The organism is Achromobacter insolitus (assembly GCF_002209555.1).
GTDB classification, from domain to species: Bacteria; Pseudomonadota; Gammaproteobacteria; order Burkholderiales; family Burkholderiaceae_B; genus Achromobacter; species Achromobacter insolitus.
In genome coordinates, this window is sequence record NZ_NJIF01000003.1 from 656,715 (window position 1) to 676,001 (window position 19,287).

Below are 19,287 nucleotides of genomic sequence, written 5' to 3' on the forward strand. Positions count from 1 at the left end.
CGGGCTGGCGCCTGGCTTCAGTCCGGTTGGGTACGGGTGATCTTGGACCCTTCCAGGCCCATGCCCGCCATCAGCCCCTGCCCCCCGAATGGCACGGCGTACACGTCCTGGCTCAGGGTGGTGGTGGTAATGCTGGCGGCATAGCTGTCGTCCACCACGACCAGGCTGGGGCCTGCGCCGAGCGACCAGCCGTCGCTCTGGTCGAGGTACCGCATCGCCGGCTCGTTCATGAAGAACAGCGCATAGCTGAACTCCTGCGCGCCGGCCTGAAGACCGAACGATACCGCCGATATGTTGTAGTAGGCCTGGACCTTGCCGCCCCGGATGAGCGCGCCGTCGCCGGTTTCCGCGCCGACCAGCAGGCCCCCCTTCAGGATGCGGGGGAACACCAGCACACCCACCGCCTTGTTGCCGATTACACGCGTCTTGGGCTCCTGCTGGTACAGGCGATCCAGCGCACCCTGCGCTTGCCGCCTGAGCTCGGCCGCGGACTCCGCCCTGGCCTGCGGCGCCAGGAGGAAACAGGCTACCCACAAAAAAAGGCTGGCCCAAAGCCAGCCGCGGATATTCATAGGCAAAACGGACGCGCGACGCATACAGCCCCCTGATCTCGAAAGGAAAAGGACGGCAAGCGCCCGACGCGCTCGCCCCGACTTGCCGGATCAGTATTAGCAGGCGCAAGTACCTTGTCAAGATGCATACGCCCCCTGCCATCATCGCGTCTTCAGACCCTGGGCGGCATGGTCTCCCTTTCCGGATGGCGATGCCGGGCCAAGGCTTCGACCAAGTCGGGCACGCTCTTGGCCGCAGCCGCGGCATCCACCCGCAGCAACCCGCCGTCGACCAGCTCGGGCGCCAGACCCGCGGCAGTAAACACTTCCGCGCCGTCGCCGATGCCCATCAAGGTCTTGCCATGTCGGAACGCGTCGCGCAGGAATTCCAGCGCGCGCCCGTCCGACGCCAGCCGTTCCATGGCGGCTGCGCCTCCCGGCACTACCGCCCCATCGAACAGCGCGGACGGATGATTGTCCAGCGAGGCGTCGGCATCCAGCATGCCGCCCCCTTCGGCCTGGACGGGCCCAATCCGCTGCCCCACCAACCGCACGACAGCGCCCGCCGCGATCAGCCCATCAGCCACGGCGGACACGGCTTTGCCATCCGCCCCTTCGGCCACCAGGATGGCGATCTTGCGCGTCGCGATGCCGCCGTCCCCGGGACGAGCTTCGAGCGACAACGCGGGCGAGGTTTCGATTTCGGGAGCGGGCGGATTCTCGGTCGCGCGCGGCAAGGGGTCCGGCAGGGCCATCCCCAGTTGGTCCGCTACCGCCTGCGCCAGTTCGTCGGAAACATTGCGCAAGGACGCGACCATGCGCTGGCGGATGGCGGGCACCGTCACTTTGCTCAGCTCGAAGGCGAAGGCCGCGGCGATGTGGCGTTGTTCCCAATCCGCCTGGCTGTCATAGAACAGGGTCGCCTGGTTGTAGTGCTCGGCGAATTTCTCGGGATGTCCGCGCAGTTCGTCGCCCGTCTCCGGCTCCGGAAAGGACACGAAGCCGTCCATGCCCGCCTGAAACGGACAGCCGCCGGCCAACGAATTGGGCTCGTAGGCCACCCGCCCGCGATGTATGGCCTGGCGGTGCATGCCGTCGCGCTGATTGTTATGCACGGGCGCGAGCGGCGCGTTGATCGGAATTTCGTGAAAGTTCGGGCCGCCCAGCCTTGAAATCTGCGTGTCCACATAGGAATGGATGCGCCCGGCCAGCAAAGGATCGTTCGTGAAGTCCAGACCGGGCACAATGTGGGCGGCGCAGAACGCGACTTGCTCGGTTTCCGCGAAGAAATTGTCCGGATTGCGGTCCAGCACCATCCGCCCCACCGGCACCACGGGCACCAGTTCCTCGGGCACGATCTTGGTCGCGTCCAGCACGTCGAAGCTGAAGCCCTGAGCTTGCTCGTCCGTGAATACCTGCACGCCCAGTTCCCACTGCGGACCATTGCCGCTGTCGATGGCTTCCCAAAGATCGCGCCGATGGAAGTCCGGATCCGCGCCCGAGACCTTGACGGCCTCATCCCACACCTGCGAGTGCGTGCCCAGCACGGGATTCCAATGGAACTTCACCAGCCGCGATTCGCCTGCGGCGTTGACGAAGCGGAACGTGTGCACGCCGAAGCCCTGCATCATCCGATAGCTGCGGGGAATGGCGCGGTCGGACATCAGCCACATCAGCATGTGGGTGGATTCCGGCATCAATGACACGAAATCCCAGAAAGTGTCGTGCGCGGACGCGGCCTGCGGCATGCCGTGGTGCGGCTCGGGCTTGACGGCGTGGACCAGGTCCGGAAACTTCATGGCATCCTGGATGAAAAACACCGGCATATTGTTGCCTACCAGATCCCAATTGCCCTCGTCCGTGTAGAACTTCACGGCAAAGCCGCGCACATCCCGCGCCGTGTCCTTGGAACCGCGTTCGCCCGCCACTGTGGAAAAGCGCACGAACACCGGCGTGCGCTTGCCCGCCTGCGCGAAGGGCGCGGCGGCGGTCAGGTCGGTCAAGGGTTTGTAGCATTCGAAGTAGCCATGGGCGGCCGAGCCGCGCGCGTGCACAATGCGCTCCGGAATCCGCTCATGGTCAAAATGCGTGATCTTCTCGCGCAGGATGAAATCCTTGAGCAGCGCCGGGCCGCGCAGGCCCGCCTTCAGCGAGTGCTGGTTGTCGCTGACGCGCACCCCCTGGTTGGTGGTCAGCATCTGCCCGCTCGAATCCGCCCGCACACGCTCCAGCCGTCCGTCGGCGGCGTTGACACCCGCCTCGGCGGCCGCGCCAGTCTTGTCCGATACTTCGCGTTCCGACAAAGAACTCGCGGTCGCGGACGGATCGGCCGCCGCCGCATGGGCGCCGGCATAGGGGCAGCGCGCCCCGTCTTCGCCGTATTCCGCGGGCTTGCCCGCATTATGGGGAAATGCCGCGGCCGTGGCCCCCACCGCCGCGGCCCGCTTGAGCGCCGGATGGCTGGGCTTGCCCGCGGGCCCGGAGGCCGGCCCGCTGTCCGTATTCATATAGGCAGTGTCCACGGCCGCGCCCGCGCCGCTCTTGCCTGCTGGTTTTTTGCCTGGCATCGAAATCTCCTAATGGCTCAGCATCTTGCCGCGCGCCTGCTCGGCGCGCGATGCACCGATAGCTGTCTCAACCTGCTTGACCTCCTCGGGCGGCGGCAGCACCGCGGGAAATCCCAACGACTGGATCCACAATTCGCGTGACCAGCCCTGCGTGTGATAAAGATGGTGGTCTTCGTCCTTGGCCACGGCGTCGTAGGCCTGCTTGAGCACCTTCGCCTCATCGCCGCTGTGCTGCTCGGCAATCATGCCGATCAGGGACCAGTTCGCGTGGTCCTTGGTTTCGGCCAGCACCACGCATTCCGTGGCTACGAGTTGTGCGGCGTCCGGGTCGCCGGCGTTGATGGCCATCTTCATGGCCTTGACCAGCGACTCGCCGATGTGGCGCACCACCTGGCGGCCGGGCGGCTGGGCCTGGGCGTCCAAACCCAGTTGCTCGAACACGGTCAGCAGCACCCGGCGATGCGTCCGCGTTTCTTCGAGGTACTCGAGCCATTCCTTCTTCAGGTCCTCGTTCACCGCACACGAAACAGCGGTTTCGTACACGGCCAGGCCACCGATCTCGGTTTCCAGGGCCTGGTAAAGCAGTTCCTCGATTTGCGAGGTGTTTCCGGCTTTTCGTTTCATTGGGCGCTCCTTTGTGGGATGACATCGCCGCATGCCGGCGGCGGGCATGCAGAACGGATCGCCTGTCAGCAATCGCCGTGCCCGCCTGCAACGCGCCGTGGGTGACCCGCGCGCACGACCGCGCCGGGCCCCGCCGGCGCAAAAAGTACAAAGGCGTCGGCATCGCCAACCTTGTCCCCGATTAGATTAGAATCGGAACTATTCTCAATAAAATCAGAGCGCCCGGTCCGCGGCGACTCCAACAAGAAAGAGGCTCCCCCTGAAATCCGGTTTCCGCCTATCCATGGCCTGGCTCCATACCTGGGTCGGCCTATGGTTTTCCTGGCTGCTGTTCGCCGTCTTCCTGACGGGATCGCTGGCCGTCTTCTCCGAACCCATCACGCACTGGATGACGCCCGAGCACCACGAGGCAGAGGCCCGGGCCGCGCAAACGGAAAGCCTCCCGGTGGACCGGGCGCGCCGGCTCGAACTGGCGGTGGATTACATGGCGCGCAATCACGCGGGCGCGGGCATGTGGGAAATCTGGCCGGTCAACCGGTTCCACGACAACGGGTTGACGGCCTATTGGTTCGATAAGAACGGCCAGTACGCCGACGCCGACCTCGACCCGGAAACGGGCGCCGAACTGGCGGAGCATCACGAGGCGGAAGGCCGCGCCACGCATGGCGGCAGTCATTTCGTCGACTTCCATTACACCTTGCACGACGCCGGCCTGGGCCTGTGGATCGTGGCCTTCGCCAGCATGGCGATGCTGGTCGCGCTGATTTCCGGCGTGGTCACGCACAAGCGCATCTTCAAGGACTTTTTCACCTTCCGCGCCAAGAAGGGCCAACGTTCCTGGCTGGACGCGCACAATGCGGTGGCGGTGCTGACCTTGCCCTTCCAGTTCATGATCGCCTACACCGGCATTGTGATATCCAGCGCTCAGCTCATGCCTGCCCCTGTCACGGCGACCTACGGCGCCGGCCCGCAGGCCACCCGCCAGTACCTGGCCGAACTGTCTGGCGAAGAACGGCCCGCACGCACCGGCGTAGCGCTTCCCATGCCGGCGCTGGAGCCCATCGTGGCCCGTGGCGAACAGCTGATCGGACAGACGGCGCGCGCCATCGTCATCAACAACCCCGAAGACAGTTCCATGCGCATCGGCGTCTACGGTTGGAACGAAGACGCCGACACCTTCCGCAACATCAGCGCCACCACGGGCATGGCCGAGTTCTCGGCCAGCGGCGAATTGCTGCGCCTGCGCCCCGCGGGCGACGTGAATGGCGGCGCGCCCGCGCTCGCGTTCCAGGTCATGAGCGATCTGCACATGTCCAGGTTCGGCGGGCTGGCCGTCAGCTGGCTCTACTTCATTTGCGGCATGGCCGGCGCAGCCATGATGGGCACCGGCGCGCTGCTGTTCATGGTCAAGCGCCGCGCCAGGCATGGCGGCGAATTCGGCAGCGCGACCGCGCGCATGTACCGGCTGATCGAAGGCTTGAATGTGGCCGCGCTGGCGGGACTGGCCATCGCCTGCATCAGCTATCTCTGGGCCAACCGTCTGCTGCCCGTGGCCCTGGAAAACCGCGCGCTGTGGGAGCTGCGCTGCTTCTTCCTGGTGTGGGCGCTGGCGTTGGCGCACGCCTGGCTGTGCAAGCCGCGCCAGGCCTGGATCTCGCAGCTTGCCTTGCTATCGGCGCTGTGCCTGCTGCTGCCGGTGTTGTCGCTCGTCACATTGGGCGATCATCCGGTGGCGCAGATCGCGCGCGAGGACTGGGAAAGCGCGGGCGTCGAACTGACGTCCGTCGCATTCGGCGTACTATCGGGGTGGGCGGCCCTGCTGTTGTGGCGACGGCCCGCATCCGCGCCCATCCGGCGCAATCCCCGCAGCGACGCAGAGGCAGCCGCATGAACACCAACGACCTGTATGCGATTTCCATGGCGCTGCTGCTGACCTATTCCGGCATGGCCTGCCTGAGTCTGGCCATGCCGCGCCATTACGACCAGGTCTGGGGACGCGATCCCTCCGCCGGCCATACCCGCGTGTTGCGCGGCGCTGGCGTGCTGTTGCTGGCGCTGGCCCTGCTGCCCTGCGTGGGACTGTGGGGCAATACGGTGGGCGTGGTGGCCTGGCTGGGCTGGCTTTCGGCAGGCGCCCTGCTCTGGGTCGGCATGCTGTCCTGGGCGCCTCGCCCGGCAGCCAGAACCGCCGCGCTGGCGGTGGCGATATCCCTGGCCGGCGTTGGCATCGGCTTCTGAACGGCGCGTTTGACGCGCATCAAGCAAGGCTGACATCCCAGCGGTGGGGAGCACATGCCGCACCATATGTGGTGGTAGAGTTTTCACACCCTACTACATATGGTGTCAGTCATGCATATCCAGCACATCCTCAAGCGCGACGGCCGCGTCGTGGCGTTCGACCGCGAGAAGATCGCCCAGGCCATGGCGGCAGCAGGCCAGAGCACCGGGGAACTGGATCTCGCGGGTGCTCAGGCGCTGACCGACGGCGTCATCGCCGCGCTGGCGGAAAACCCCTGCCCCGGTGTCGAGACCATCCAGAACCGCGTGGAGGAAGCCTTGGTCCAGGCAGGCCATTGGCGCACCGCGCGGGCCTATATCGTGCACCGCGAACAACACGCCCGCCTGCGCTCGCTGCGCCACACGCTGGTGGACGTGGAAAGCGCCATGGAGGAATACCTGGACCAGCGCGACTGGCGCGTCAACGCCAACGCCAACCAGGGCTACAGTCTGGGCGGCCTGATCCTGAACGTGGCGGGCAAGGTCACCGCCAACTACTGGCTGTCCAATGTATTCGCGCCCGAGGCGGGCCGCGCCCACCGCGAGGGCGACATCCACATCCACGACCTGGACATGCTGAGCGGTTACTGCGCTGGCTGGTCGCTGCGCCAGTTGCTGACCGAAGGCTTCAACGGCATCCCCGGCAAGGTGGAAGCCACACCGCCGCGCCACATGTCGGCGGCCATCGGCCAGATCGTCAATTTCCTGGGCACGCTGCAGAACGAGTGGGCAGGAGCGCAGGCCTTCAGTTCCTTCGACACCTACATGGCGCCCTTCATCCGCCGCGACGCCATGACGTATGCGGAGGTGAAGCAGTCCATGCAGGAACTCATCTACAACCTCAACGTGCCCAGCCGCTGGGGCACGCAGACGCCCTTCACCAATCTTACGTTCGACTGGACCTGCCCGCCGGACCTGAAGGACCAGATTCCGTACATCGGCGGCGAGGAAATGCCGTTTTCATACGGCGAGCTGCAGGCCGAGATGGACATGATCAACCGCGCCTACATCGAGGTCATGATGGCCGGGGACGCCAAGGGCCGTGTGTTCACCTTCCCCATCCCCACCTACAACATCACGCCCGACTTCGACTGGGACCACCCCAACACCGAGCGCTTGTTCGAGATGACCGCACGCTATGGACTGCCCTATTTCCAGAACTTCCTGAATTCAGACCTGGAACCGCACATGGTGCGTTCGATGTGCTGCCGCTTGCAACTGGACCTGCGCGAACTGCTCAAGCGCGGCAATGGCCTGTTCGGGTCGGCCGAGCAGACGGGGTCCGTCGGCGTGGTCACGGTCAACTGCGCGCGCCTGGGCTATACCTGCCGCGGCGACGAAGAGGAGCTGATGCGGCGGCTGGACCATCTGCTGGAACTGGGCCGCGACGTGCTGGAGACCAAGCGCAAGGTGGTGCAGCGCTACATTGACCAGGGCCTCTATCCCTATACCCGCCGCTACCTCGGCACCCTGCGCAATCATTTCAGCACGCTGGGCGTAAACGGCATCAACGAGATGATCCGCAACTTCACGGACGATGCCGAGGACATCACCACCGCGGCAGGCCATGCCCTGGCCGTGCGCCTGTTGGACCGCGTGCGTGTCCGCATGACCGAATTCCAGGAGCAAACGGGCCATCTGTACAACCTGGAGGCCACGCCCGCCGAAGGCACCACCTATCGTTTCGCCCGCGAAGACCGCAAGCGCTATCCCGCCATTCTTCAGGCTGGCAGCGACGCGCAGCCCTACTACACGAACTCCAGCCAGCTTCCGGTAGGCCATACCGACGATCCTTTCCATGCGCTGGAACTGCAGGAGACGCTGCAAGGCAAGTACACCGGCGGCACCGTGCTGCACTTGTACATGAACGAAGCCGTGTCGTCCGCCGGCGCGTGCAAGCAACTGGTGCGCCGGGCTCTGTCCAATTTCCGGCTGCCCTACATCACGGTCACGCCGACGTTCTCCATCTGCCCCAACCACGGTTATCTGGCGGGGCACCACGAGTTCTGCCCGAAATGCGATGCCGAACTGCTGGCCAGGCAATCGGCGTGCTGCACCCCGGCCTGAGGCCAGTCAACGACAGGCCTCAGACTGAACCGCCGGGCAGCCGCCCGGCATCCACAACGAGGAACCGCTATGCAAACCTTGATCGCTCCCGAAGTCACCACGGCTCCCGCCCCGCGGCTGGACGACAGCCAGCGCGTGCGCTGCGAGATCTGGACTCGCGTCATGGGCTACCACCGCCCCGTCGCTTCCTTCAACACTGGCAAACAAGGCGAATTCAATGAACGCCGTTTCTTCGTCGAACGCCGCGCCTGAAGACGGCACGCCGGCCGCCGCGTCCGCCACGGGCCTCGGCCCGGGCACGCGGCGGCTGACGGCGCGGCCGGCTTATCCTGCCCCACCGCAACCGGTGGCCCAAGCCCTGCCGCGGCATTCACCCGCGGTCGGTGGACTGGTGCCTTTTTCCACGGTGGACTGGCCCGGCCAACTGGCCGCGGTGGTTTTCATCGCGGGCTGCCCCTGGCGCTGCCACTACTGCCACAACGTCGAACTGCAGACCCGCGCCGCCCGCTACGACTGGCGCGAAACGCGCGCCTTCCTGGAAACGCGCCAGGGCCTGCTCGATGCCATCGTATTCTCGGGCGGCGAACCATTGAGCGAACCGCGCCTGCCGCAAATGATCCGCGACGTCAGGCGCATGGGTTACCGGGTCGGTCTGCATACCGCGGGCATTTATCCGCTACGCCTGGCCGACGTGTTGCGCCATCTGGATTGGGTCGGCCTGGACATCAAGGCGGATGCCGAAGGCTATGACGACATCACCGGCCGGCGCGACTCCCAACGCCCAGCGCATGCCTGCCTGGCGCAACTGTTGTCGGCCGGCATCGACTTCGAGTGCCGCATCACCTGGCATCCCGACTGGCTGGACGAAACGCGGCTGCTGGCGCTCGCGCGCGAACTCGCCCGCCGTGGCGTGCGCCGCTTTGCTGTGCAGGGCGCGCGCCGTTCGCCCGACGCGCCGCCGGTACGCGCGCTGGGCGCGCCTGCCCTGGCACTGCTGATGCAATGGTTCGAAGAGTTCGCCTACCGCTGAGCGAGGTTCTGTCTCCGAGGTTCTGTCTCGCTTGATCCTGCGCAAGGCAACCCCCTCCCCCTTGCTCTAGCCTCTGTCCACTTGAAAAGAGGAAAGACTCATCATGACGTGGTTCAAATCACTCACCCTCGCCGGACGCGAATTGCTGCCCATCATCCAGGGCGGCATGGGCGTCGGCGTATCCGCCCATCGCCTGGCCGGCGCGGTCGCCAGCCAGAACGCCATGGGCACCATCGCCAGTGTGGATTTGCGCCACCACCACCCCGATCTGCTGGAAAAAACCGAACGCTGCCATGACCGCGACCTGATCGACAGCGCCAACCAGGTCGCGCTCGACCGCGAAGTCCGCGCCGCGCTGGAAACGGCGCAAGGCCGCGGCCTGGTGGCCGTGAACGTCATGAAAGCAGTGCGCGACCATCCCGCCCTGGTACGCCAGGCCTGCGAAAGCGGCGCCCAGGCCATCGTCATGGGCGCGGGCCTGCCGCTGGACCTGCCCGAGATGACGGCCGACTACCCGAAGGTGGCGCTGGTGCCCATTCTGTCCGAGGCGCGCGGCGTGGCCGTGGTGCTGAAAAAGTGGATGAAGAAGGGCCGCATGGCCGACGCCGTCGTGATCGAACATCCAGGCTACGCCGGCGGTCACCTTGGTGCGGCGCGGCTGGACGACATCCACAGCGAACGCTTCGACTTTCAGCGCGTGCTGGCCGATTGCCACACCCTCTTCCAGGAACTGGCGCTGGGCGCCGACGCGCCGCGCCTGATCGTGGCCGGCGGCGTGGGCAGCCACGAGCAGGTGCGCCATTGGCTGGCCAACGGCGCCGACGGCGTGCAAGTAGGCACGGCCTTTGCGGTCACCAACGAAGGCGACGCCCATGAGAACTTCAAGCGGGTGCTGATCGACGCAGATCCGGACAAGCTGGCCGAATTCACCAGCGTGGCGGGCCTGCCCGCCCGTGCCGTGCAGACGCCTTGGCTGACCCGCTACCTGCGCCAGGAAAAAACCTTGCAAGCCAACACCCGCTGCGACGCCCGGCGCTGCAGCCAGCGCATGGACTGCCTGACGCAATGCGGTCTGCGCGATGGCCTCTCGCGCTTTGGACAGTTCTGCATCGACCTGAAGCTTGCAGCCGCGATGCGCGGTGAAGTCAGCCGCGGCCTGTTCTTCCGCGGCGCCTCGAAGCTGCCCTTTGGCAATGCCATGCGCTCGGTGCGCGAACTGATGGACTACCTGCTGCACGGCAAGATGCCCGCCGCCGCCTGAGCACGACAGGCGGCTCTAGCCCTTGGAGAGGGCCTTTCCAAATAATTGCACGTCGTCTATTATTGGACATCGTTCAATTATTTAATGGCCATGGATTCTTCGCCCTCCCTCCAATCCGAGTCCGCGACGCCCGAAACCGGACGCCGCGAACGCAAACGCCAGCAGACCCTGGATCACCTGGCGCAAACCGCCTGGCGCCTGTTCGAAACCCTGGGATATGACGTCGTCACCATGGAACAGATCGCCGCGCAGGCGGACGTATCCAAGGGGACGCTGTACAACCACTTTCCCGTCAAGGAAGCCCTGCTTGCCCACCGCTTCCATGGCGAGCTGGCCGCCAGCATCCACGATCTGCAGCCAGCGCTGCAAAGCCTGCCTACACTCGCGCGCCGCCTGACGCGAATACTGCATGCGTCGGCCCATTGGTCCGAATCTCACCGCGCATATCTGGGTCCCTATCTGCGCTACCGGCTGACCACGCTGCAGCCCGGCGCGCACGACGACGGCCGCTATCCGCGCAGCGGCATGCAAGCGCTGTTCACCGCCCTGATCGCGGACGCGCAGGCCGCGGGCCAGGCGCGAACGGACCTGGCGGCCGATCAACTGGCCCATCAGCTGCAGTTCCTGTACTTGGGCGCGATGCTGCGCTGGCTGGACCTGCCACGCACCAGTCTCAAGGCGGAATTCGACGCTGCCGTCAGCCTCTTCGTGCACGGCGTGGACCCAGGAGCCGCGGCATGAACGCCGCCGTGCTGGACTGGGCCGCCGCAGCCCAGGCGGGTCCCCAGGCCGCGGGCGGCAAGGGCTGGCAACTGGGCCGCATGGCGCAGCTGGGCGTGCCGGTGCCCAACGGCTTCGTGTTGCCCGCCCAATTCAGTCTCGCTCGTGAACCGGGGCAGCCCTTGCCGCCCGCCGCCGCCCAGGCCCTGCGCGACGAACTGGCCGCGCGCGGCTGGCTCGAACGGCCGCTGGCCTTGCGTTCATCCGCGCCCCAGGAAGACTCCGCGGGCGCGTCGTTCGCGGGGATCCATCTTTCCTGCCTGAACGTGCGCGGCGCGGATGCCGCGATCGACGCCGCCCGCCAGATCTGGGATTCTCAATGGACGCCGCAGGCCTGCGCCTACCGGGAAAAGCTGGGGCTGGAAGCCGCTGGCATGGCGGTGGTGATCATGCCTCTGCTCGATGCGGTCGCATCGGGCATCGCCTTCACCATCGACCCCGTCTCGGGACGACATGACGAGATGGTCATCCATGCCAACTGGGGACTGGGCGAATCGCTCGTCGGCGGCGAAGCGCAAGGCGATGAGTATCGTCTGCGCGAAGACTACCTGCGCCAGGCATGGCCGCTGGTCGAGCAGCGCATCGGCGCCAAGCGCCACGCCAGTCAGCCTGCCGGCGATTCAGGCACGCTGCTCGCCCCCACGCCGGCCGCGCGGGCGGCCCAGCCCGTATTGACCGGCGCCCAGGCCGAAGCCCTGGGCGACATCGTGCGCGACGCGGCGCGAGCGCTGGACTATGCCGGCGGCGGCCATGACGTCGAATGGGTCTGGGACGGACGGCGCTTCTGGATCGTGCAGGCCCGGCCCGTCACCATGGCGGCGCGCTACACCTATCCCGCGCTGCGCACCCAGCCAGCCTACTGGTCACGCGGCAATACCCGCGAAGTCCTGCCCCAGGCCATGTCGGCGCTGGAATGGGACACGGGCCGCGTCATGGCGCAGCGCATGCTGACCACAGGCTTCGAACTCAGCGGCTACTCCACCCTGCCCGGCGTGCAACTGGCGGCGTTGTTCCAGGGCCGGGTGTACCTGGATGCCTCCGTCATCCAATGGGTGGGCTACGACGCGCTGGGCGTATCGCCATCCGCCATGAATGCCCTGCTGGGCGGTCCCCAACCCGAGATCGCGGTGCCGCCCAAGACGTTTCCGCAAAGCCTGCGGCATGGTTTGCGCATCCTGCGCTACCTGCGGCGCGCGGCCCCGTTGCGCAAGCGGGCGGAGCGCGATCTGCCGCGGCTGTTCGCTCGCGCCCAGGCTTGGCTGGACGCAACCCCGCCCGCATCCAACGCCGAGCTGGGCGCCCGTTTGCGGGAACAGTTCCACACGGTGCTGGCAGCGGACGAACTGTTCTTCCTGCAAGGGTCGGGCGGCGGCGCGTTGCATAAGCTGCTTGAGCTGGTGGAGAAAGCCTGCCCGGGCGAAGGCCATGCGCTCACGGCAGCGCTGATGGCTGGCGGCACGCCCAGCGTAACCGCGGCGCAAAGCTACGCTTTGATGGCGCTGGCCGGGCTTGCCGCCGCCGACGCGCGGGTGCTGGACTGGCTGCGCGATCCGGGACGCGACAGCGCCGCCTGGCAGAGCGTCTTGCCACAAGACAGTCCGTTCAAGCCAGCCTTTGCGGACTTTCTGCGCCACTATGGTCACCGCGCCGTTTATGAAACCTATCTGCGCAATGCACGCTGGCGCGAGGATCCCGGCTATCTGCTGGACACCGTGCTTCAGTTGACGGACACCGACCTTGCCGCGCTGCGCGTCCGGCAGGACAGCGCGGCCAGCCAGGCCGCGCGGCGCCTGCGCAAGGCATTGCCATTCTGGCAGCGCCCGCTGGTCGCCCGGCTGCTCGCGGCTGCCCGTCTCGAAGGCACGCAACGCGAGGCCGCGCGCAGCGTGCTGGTGGCCTACCTGGCCGCGGCGCGCAAGAGCGCCCTGGCCCTGGGCCGGCGCTACACACGGCCGGACGGATTGGCTGCCGCCGACGACATCTTCCATCTGACTGCCGCCGAACTCTTCGCGCTGGCCGACGGCAAGCTGGCGCCCGCCGCTGCGGGCCGGCGCGCCACCCTGCGCCGCGCGCAGCTGGAGTCCTGGGCTGCAACCCCGGACCAGGACGTGATCGCCGAATACGCCGAAAGCAGCGCAGCCGCGCCGGCGTCCCCAGTCTCTGCCCACGCCGGCGCCGCCGAAACCTGGCGCGGCACGCCCGCAGCAGGTGGCCATGCACGGGCAAGCGCCTTTGTTGCCCGCACGCCGTCCGAGGGCTTGGCCATGCCGGCGGGCGGCATCCTCGTCACCGCATCCACCGACCCGGCCTGGACACCGCTGTTCCTGCGCGCCGGCGCCCTGGTCATGGAGGCAGGCGGCTACCTGTCGCATGGCGCCATCGTGGCGCGCGAATTCGGCATTCCGGCCGTCGTCAATGTGCAGGGCGTCATGCGGCAGGTCGCGACGGGCGATGTCCTGGACGTGGAGGCGTCCCGCGGCCTGGTGCGGCGGCTGGCGCGCGCATCCGACGCCTAACGCGCCGCTGTCAGGTCGAACTGAAAGACGGCGCCCGACCCGGCGCGATCCACCAGCCTGATCTCGCTATGGTGCAGCTGCAAAATGCGCTGCACGATCACCAGCCCCAGGCCCCCGCCATCGCCCGGCCCCCGGTTCAAGGCGCTGGCCCGCGTGAACAAACCGGCGCGCAGCGCCTGCGGTATCCCCTCCCCGGTATCGCTGACCTGCACCTGCACGAGATTCTGCGCGGTGCCCAAACGCAGTTCGATCAGGCCGCCGGGCGGACTGTGGCGTATGGCGTTGTCCAGCAGGTTGGTCAGCACGCGCTCGATCAGGCCCAGGTCCGCGCGCACGGGCGGCAGTTCCTGCGGAATGTCGGTGGTCAAGCGCTGCTGGCGCGCCTCGGCCGCCAGTTCGAACTTCTGGATCACGTCCTGGACCAGTTCCGGCAGCGAGAAGGTTTCGGGCTCCAGCCGCACCAGGCCGGACTCCAGCCGCGCCAGTTCGAAGAGTTCCTGCGCCAGGCGGCCCACCTTGCGGCTTTGCGCCAGCGCGATGTCCAGGTAGCGGCGGCGCTCCCCGGCGTCCAGCGTTTCATCCTTCAGCCTCAGGGTTTCCAGATAGCCATGCAGGGAGGTCAACGGGGTGCGCAGATCGTGCGAGATGTTGGCGACCAGGTCGCGCCGCTGCTGGTCCTGCCGGGTCAGTTCGCGCCACTGATCCGATATGCGCTTGCCCATCTGCACAAAGCTGCGCCTCAGCACCGCGATTTCGTCGCCATTGCGGTCCGAGGCGTCGCCGGGGCGCTCCAACGCGGCCAGGGCCTGCCCATCGTCGCCGTCGAAGGCGCGCACGGCCCGCGTCAGGCCGCGCAGCGGGCGCGTGATCAGCGCAAAGGCCGCCAGCCCCGCCACCAGCCCCAGCAGCGCTACCAGCGCGATGGACCACAGGGTCGTGCGCAAGACGGAACTGCGCGACACCGCCATCGCCAGCGCGTCATGCGCCTGCCCTTGCAAAACCACGTAGACGTAGCCCTTTTCCTGCCCGCCCACGCGTACCGGCGCCGCGCTGAACACCTTTTGCGCGTCCAGGCTGCGCGGATCGTCGCCCGTGATGGGCAGCATCTCGCCCGCCAGCAGACGCTTGACGGGCCCCAGGTCGACGCGGTCCCGCTTGATCTGGCCAGGCGGGGCGGCGTCGCCCACGATGCGGCCGTCGTTGGACAGCAGGTAGACCTCCACCGCCGGGTTCACGGCCATCAGCATGTCAAACAGCGAACGCACCGCATCGGGCTTCCAGCCCTTGGTGTCCATCAATTCGTTGGCGCCGGCGATATGCTGGGCCAGCCCGCTGGACAGACGCTGGACCACTTCCTGCTCGTAGCGGGAATTGGCGGCGATCTGCAGCCAGGCCGAAGCGCCGCAGCAGGCCAGCAGCAGCAAGGCGAACACGGCCGACAGCCGCTGGGTAAGCGTGAACCGCTTCATGATGCGCCTCCCGGGGCGCCAGGCGTTGCAGCGAATTTATAGCCTTTGCCCCACACCGTCAGGATGCGCCGCGGATCGGACGGGTCCGTCTCGATCTTGGTGCGCAGGCGGTTGATGTGCGTGTTGACCGTGTGTTCATAGCCTTCGTGCTGGTAGCCCCATACGTGGTTCAGCAAATCCATGCGCGAAAAAACCTTGTCCGGATGCCGGGCAAAGAAGTGCAGCAGGTCGAACTCGCGCGGCGTCAGGTCCAACCTGCGGCCGTCGACCTCGGCCGTGCGGGCCACCGGGTCGATGGACACGCCGTGCAGGGACAGGCTGCCGGCGTCGATCCGCGCATTGCGTTCCAGCGCCTCGCTGCGGCGCAAAAGCGCCCGCACCCGCGCCACCAGTTCCAACATGGAGAACGGCTTGGCCAGGTAGTCGTCCGCGCCCAGCTCCAGCCCCAGGATGCGGTGCACCTCGCTGGATCGCGCGCTGGTGATGATGATGGGCGTATAGCGCGCCATGGCGCGTGCGCGCTTGCAGATCTCAAGGCCGTCGACGCCCGGCAGCATCAGGTCCAGCACCAGCGCGTCCCAGCTGCCTTCCTCCAGCCGCCGCATGCCTTCGTTGCCGTCCGCGGCATGCTCGACGGCATAGCCTTCGTCCCGCAGGTGCAAACGCAGCAATTCCGCGATGTGGGCGTCGTCTTCGACGATGAGTACGCGTCGTGGCGTGTCCATGGGAGGGAAACTCTATAGAGGGGCGATGCGCCTATTGTCGCCAATCCGCGCCCCGGAGTTATCACAATTAATTTAAGTTTGCGTGAGGACTTCGGTATGGGCCCCAGGGAAGAATGGCCCCAACGACAACAAGCCCTGGAGTCCCGCCATGCAGGCTACCCCCGCAAGCCCTGACGCGCCGCCCGTCCTGTCGGCGGACACTCCCATCCACCCGGGCTGGCTGCGCGTCATGCACTGGCTCAATGCCCTGGCCGTGGTGGTCATGGTCATGAGCGGCTGGCGCATCTATAACGCTTCGCCCTTGTTCGATTTCGTATTTCCCAAAGAGATCACGCTTGGGGGCTGGCTGGGAGGCGCCCTGCAATGGCATTTCGCCGGCATGTGGTTGCTGTTTTTCAACGGCCTCCTGTATATGGCGATGAACCTCGCCACCGGCCGCCTGTGGCGCAAGTTCTTTCCGCTGAGCGCCCGCGGCATGGCTGCCGACCTGGGCGCGGCGCTGCGCGGCCGGCTGTCCCACGCCGACCCCCGCCGCTACAACCACGTGCAGCGCTTGGCCTATCTCTTCGTCATGGCCGATATCGCGGTCCTGGTGCTGTCGGGATTGGTGCTCTGGAAGTCGGTGCAGTTCGACTTGTTGCGCGAACTGATGGGCGGGTATGAGGCCGCGCGCCGCGTGCATTTCATCGCCATGGCCTTGCTGACGGCATTCGTGGCGATCCATCTGGTGATGGTGACCCTGGTGCCACGCAGCCTGGTCGCCATGATCCGCGGCAAATAAGGAGCCACTCATGAGCAAGCATAAGCACCCTGCTGTTGCCGGCCTGGATGGCCCGGCCATCCTGAAGGAAGCCGGGAAGATTCTGGAAAAGCGGATAGAGCAACCCTCGCGCCGCGCCTTCCTGCGCACGAGCCTGACCCTGGGCGGGCTGGCCATGCTGTCGGGCTGCTCGCTGTCGGACGATGAAAGCGTGGAAAAGGCGCTGACGTCCGTCTCGCGTTTCAACGACCGCGTGCAGGGCTGGATCTTCGACCCGAACAAGCTGGCGCCCACCTATCCGGAATCCATGATCACCCGGCCCTTCCCCTTCAATGCTTACTACGGAATCGACCAGGTCAGGCACGTGGACGAGGAATCCTTCCGGCTGGAGATAAGCGGCCTGGTCGCCGACAAACGCCGCTGGCGGCTGGAAGAATTGCGCGCCATGGCGCAGGTCGACCAGGTGACGCGGCACATTTGCGTTGAAGGCTGGAGCGCCATCGGTAAATGGGGCGGCGTGCCGTTTTCAGACTTTCTCAAACGCGTAGGCGCGGACTTGAGCGCCAAATACGTGGGCTTCAAGTGCGCCGACGACTACTACACCAGCATCGACATGCCGACCGCGCTGCATCCCCAGACCATTCTGGCGCTGACCTATGACGGCCAGACGCTGCCTCCAGAGTACGGCTTCCCCATGAAGCTGCGCATGCCTACCAAGCTTGGCTACAAGAATCCCAAGCACATACAGGCAATTTTCGTCACCAACACCTACCCGGGCGGTTACTGGGAGGACCAGGGCTACAACTGGTTCGGCGGCAGCTAGGTGGATTCTTTTCCTACCCCACTCCATAAAGGAACGCATCATGAAGAAAATCGCTACCACCGCCGCGCTGTCCCTGTGCCTGGTTTTCGGCGCGACGGCAGCCCAAGCCGCCGACAACATGAGCAAGGACGCCATGGGCGGCGGCTCGATGGCCAAGGACGGAATGTCCAAGGGCGGGATGTCGAAGGACTCCATGTCCAAGGAGGGAATGTCCAAGGACAACATGTCGAAGGACGGCATGTCCAAGAGCGGAATGTCCAAGGACAACATGTCGAAGGACTCCATGTCCAAGGACGGAATGTCCAAGGACAACATGACGAAGGACGGCATGTCCAAGACTGGAATGTCCAAGGACAACATGTCAAAAGACTCCATGTCCAAGGACGGCATGAAACATTGACCCTGGCCAAACAGCCCTGATCCGGAGCATGTCATGAGATTAGACCGCAGGCATTTCCTGGGCCTGGGCGGCGCGGCGGCCATCGCCGCCAGCCTGGCCCCTGTCCTGGCCGCGCGCGGCGGCCCGCCGGCCGCGCCGCAGGCCTTTCCCTATGCATTGAGCGACGCGCAATGGCGAGAGCGCCTGACGCGCGAGCAATACGAGGTGCTGCGCCGCGAAGGCACCGAGCGTCCCTACTCCAGCCCGTTGGACAAAGAGCACCGCACAGGCGCCTACGCGTGCGCCGGTTGCGCCCACCCATTGTTCTCGTCGTCCGCCAAGTTCGATAGCGGCACCGGCTGGCCCAGCTTCTGGAAGCCGCTCGATGGCGGCGTGGGCACGACCACGGACCGCAGTTTCGGCATGACGCGCGTCGCCGTGCATTGCGCCAACTGCGGCGGCCACCTGGGCCATGTCTTCGATGACGGCCCGCCGCCGACCGGACTACGCTATTGCATGAATGGCGTGGCCCTCGCGTTCACTCCCCAGGCCTGAACATCGGCCGCCCTATCATCAGGAACCATCATGTCCGCCTTCCGCCTACCCCGCAAACTCTGCGTCGCGTTGGCCGCCGCCTGCGGCCTCCTGGCGGCCGCCTCCGCCGGCGCCGCCGAATCGGCCTTCATCATTCCGCCCCCGGCCCTGGATCAGCCCGCTGCCGCGGCGCCGCAGAAGGCCGTCATCGCCGGCGGCTGCTTCTGGGGCGTGCAGGCTGTGTTCCAGCACGTCAAGGGCGTAACCTCGGCCGTGTCCGGCTATGCCGGCGGCCAGGCATCCACCGCCAATTACGACACCGTCAGCGGCGGACGCAGCGGCCACGCCGAAGCCGTGGAAATCACCTACGACCCCACCCAGGTCAGCTACGGCCAGTTGCTGCAGATCTATTTCTCGGTGGCCCACGATCCGACCCAGCTCAATCGCCAGGGTCCGGACACCGGCCCGCAGTACCGGTCCGCCGTCTTCCCCGCGGACGACAGCCAGCGCAAGGTGGCCGAAGCCTATATCGCGCAACTCAATCAGGCCGGGGCCTATCCCAAGGCGCTGGCCACGACGATAGAACCGCTGAAGGCTTTCTATCCCGCCGAGGACTACCACCAGGATTACCTGGTGCGTCACCCGTACAGCATGTACATCATGGTGAACGATGTGCCCAAGGTCGAGAACCTGGCCAAGACCTTTCCCGACCGGTATCGGGACAAGCCGGTGCTGGTGAAACCGACTAGCTGAAGGTCGCGAACCGGTTGCAGGGATACCGAAGCCAGGCTTGACGCGCCCATTCGAACCGGGCGCGCCAACAAGCCTGGCTGCGAGGCGCGCTTGCCGCGCACGGATGTTTTGATCGCTGACTCCAAACAAAGTATCGGCGGCGGCCCGTTTAACGCCGGGATGACGTCACGT

At 66.2% G+C, this 19,287-nt stretch carries 18 protein-coding genes; 13 read left to right on the forward strand and 5 right to left on the reverse strand.

Annotated features, from left to right (window positions below):
* Positions 1 to 17: 17 nt before the first annotated feature.
* The 3 genes from CEY08_RS13185 to CEY08_RS13195 all read right to left on the reverse strand — a co-directional run bounded on the left by CEY08_RS13185 (position 18) and on the right by CEY08_RS13195 (position 3,742).
* Positions 18 to 572 carry a lipid-binding SYLF domain-containing protein gene (locus CEY08_RS13185; protein ID WP_232033731.1) on the reverse strand — a complete coding sequence of 185 codons (555 nt, stop codon included), beginning with the start codon at positions 570 to 572 and terminating at the stop codon, positions 18 to 20.
* Positions 573 to 724: 152 nt separating this feature from the next.
* Positions 725 to 3,118: a catalase gene (locus CEY08_RS13190; RefSeq protein ID WP_088607691.1), complete on the reverse strand. Its 2,394-nt coding sequence runs from the start codon at positions 3,116 to 3,118 to the stop codon at positions 725 to 727.
* A gap of 9 nt (positions 3,119 to 3,127) precedes the next feature.
* Complete coding sequence (locus CEY08_RS13195; protein ID WP_042793408.1) at positions 3,128 to 3,742, reverse strand: ferritin-like domain-containing protein; 615 nt, start codon at positions 3,740 to 3,742, stop codon at positions 3,128 to 3,130.
* 283 nt (positions 3,743 to 4,025) lie between these two features.
* Between CEY08_RS13195 and CEY08_RS13200 the strand changes: the two genes are divergently transcribed.
* The 8 genes from CEY08_RS13200 to CEY08_RS13235 all read left to right on the forward strand — a co-directional run bounded on the left by CEY08_RS13200 (position 4,026) and on the right by CEY08_RS13235 (position 13,673).
* Entirely contained in the window at positions 4,026 to 5,633 is a 1,608-nt protein-coding gene (locus CEY08_RS13200) for a PepSY-associated TM helix domain-containing protein (RefSeq protein WP_084738532.1), read from the forward strand.
* The gene (locus CEY08_RS13205) at positions 5,630 to 5,980 is read left to right on the forward strand and encodes a DUF3325 domain-containing protein (protein ID WP_042793406.1); all 351 of its coding nucleotides are present in this window, start codon (positions 5,630 to 5,632) and stop codon (positions 5,978 to 5,980) included. Before CEY08_RS13200 ends, CEY08_RS13205 begins: the two co-directional genes overlap by 4 nt.
* A gap of 111 nt (positions 5,981 to 6,091) precedes the next feature.
* Positions 6,092 to 8,086, forward strand: a complete 1,995-nt coding sequence (locus CEY08_RS13210) for a ribonucleoside triphosphate reductase (protein ID WP_063640777.1) — start codon at positions 6,092 to 6,094, stop codon at positions 8,084 to 8,086.
* A gap of 69 nt (positions 8,087 to 8,155) precedes the next feature.
* Complete coding sequence (nrdD, locus tag CEY08_RS13215) at positions 8,156 to 8,338, forward strand: anaerobic ribonucleoside-triphosphate reductase (protein WP_042793405.1); 183 nt, start codon at positions 8,156 to 8,158, stop codon at positions 8,336 to 8,338.
* On the forward strand, positions 8,304 to 9,116 hold the full coding sequence (locus CEY08_RS13220) for an anaerobic ribonucleoside-triphosphate reductase activating protein (RefSeq protein ID WP_170946322.1): 813 nt from the start codon (positions 8,304 to 8,306) through the stop codon (positions 9,114 to 9,116). Before nrdD ends, CEY08_RS13220 begins: the two co-directional genes overlap by 35 nt.
* Before the next feature lie 103 nt (positions 9,117 to 9,219).
* On the forward strand, positions 9,220 to 10,377 hold the full coding sequence (locus CEY08_RS13225; RefSeq protein ID WP_076813193.1) for an NAD(P)H-dependent flavin oxidoreductase: 1,158 nt from the start codon (positions 9,220 to 9,222) through the stop codon (positions 10,375 to 10,377).
* A gap of 90 nt (positions 10,378 to 10,467) precedes the next feature.
* Entirely contained in the window at positions 10,468 to 11,118 is a 651-nt protein-coding gene (locus CEY08_RS13230; protein ID WP_076817640.1) for a TetR/AcrR family transcriptional regulator, read from the forward strand.
* Positions 11,115 to 13,673 (forward strand): PEP/pyruvate-binding domain-containing protein, encoded by a 2,559-nt coding sequence (locus CEY08_RS13235; RefSeq protein ID WP_076813191.1) that lies wholly within the window; start codon positions 11,115 to 11,117, stop codon positions 13,671 to 13,673. Before CEY08_RS13230 ends, CEY08_RS13235 begins: the two co-directional genes overlap by 4 nt.
* On the opposite strand, the gene CEY08_RS13240 is transcribed toward CEY08_RS13235, so the two are convergent.
* Together CEY08_RS13240 and CEY08_RS13245 are read right to left on the reverse strand one after the other, a co-directional pair.
* The gene (locus tag CEY08_RS13240) at positions 13,670 to 15,142 is read right to left on the reverse strand and encodes a sensor histidine kinase (protein ID WP_076813189.1); all 1,473 of its coding nucleotides are present in this window, start codon (positions 15,140 to 15,142) and stop codon (positions 13,670 to 13,672) included. The two genes, CEY08_RS13235 and CEY08_RS13240, sit on opposite strands and share 4 nt — an antisense overlap.
* On the reverse strand, positions 15,139 to 15,867 hold the full coding sequence (locus CEY08_RS13245) for a response regulator transcription factor (RefSeq protein ID WP_063640780.1): 729 nt from the start codon (positions 15,865 to 15,867) through the stop codon (positions 15,139 to 15,141). Before CEY08_RS13245 ends, CEY08_RS13240 begins: the two co-directional genes overlap by 4 nt.
* Before the next feature lie 148 nt (positions 15,868 to 16,015).
* Between CEY08_RS13245 and CEY08_RS13250 the strand changes: the two genes are divergently transcribed.
* The 5 genes from CEY08_RS13250 to msrA are packed head-to-tail and all read left to right on the forward strand — an operon-like array spanning position 16,016 to position 19,116.
* Positions 16,016 to 16,648 (forward strand): cytochrome b/b6 domain-containing protein, encoded by a 633-nt coding sequence (locus CEY08_RS13250; RefSeq protein WP_076813186.1) that lies wholly within the window; start codon positions 16,016 to 16,018, stop codon positions 16,646 to 16,648.
* Positions 16,649 to 16,658: 10 nt separating this feature from the next.
* Complete coding sequence (locus CEY08_RS13255) at positions 16,659 to 17,450, forward strand: molybdopterin-binding protein (RefSeq protein WP_076813183.1); 792 nt, start codon at positions 16,659 to 16,661, stop codon at positions 17,448 to 17,450.
* Between the two features lie 40 nt (positions 17,451 to 17,490).
* Positions 17,491 to 17,850, forward strand: a complete 360-nt coding sequence (locus CEY08_RS13260; protein ID WP_076813180.1) for a pentapeptide MXKDX repeat protein — start codon at positions 17,491 to 17,493, stop codon at positions 17,848 to 17,850.
* Between the two features lie 33 nt (positions 17,851 to 17,883).
* The gene (gene msrB, locus CEY08_RS13265) at positions 17,884 to 18,384 is read left to right on the forward strand and encodes a peptide-methionine (R)-S-oxide reductase MsrB (protein ID WP_076813177.1); all 501 of its coding nucleotides are present in this window, start codon (positions 17,884 to 17,886) and stop codon (positions 18,382 to 18,384) included.
* Between the two features lie 30 nt (positions 18,385 to 18,414).
* Positions 18,415 to 19,116, forward strand: coding sequence for a peptide-methionine (S)-S-oxide reductase MsrA (gene msrA / locus CEY08_RS13270; protein ID WP_076813175.1), 702 nt, complete (start codon positions 18,415 to 18,417; stop codon positions 19,114 to 19,116).
* Positions 19,117 to 19,287 lie beyond the last annotated feature (171 nt).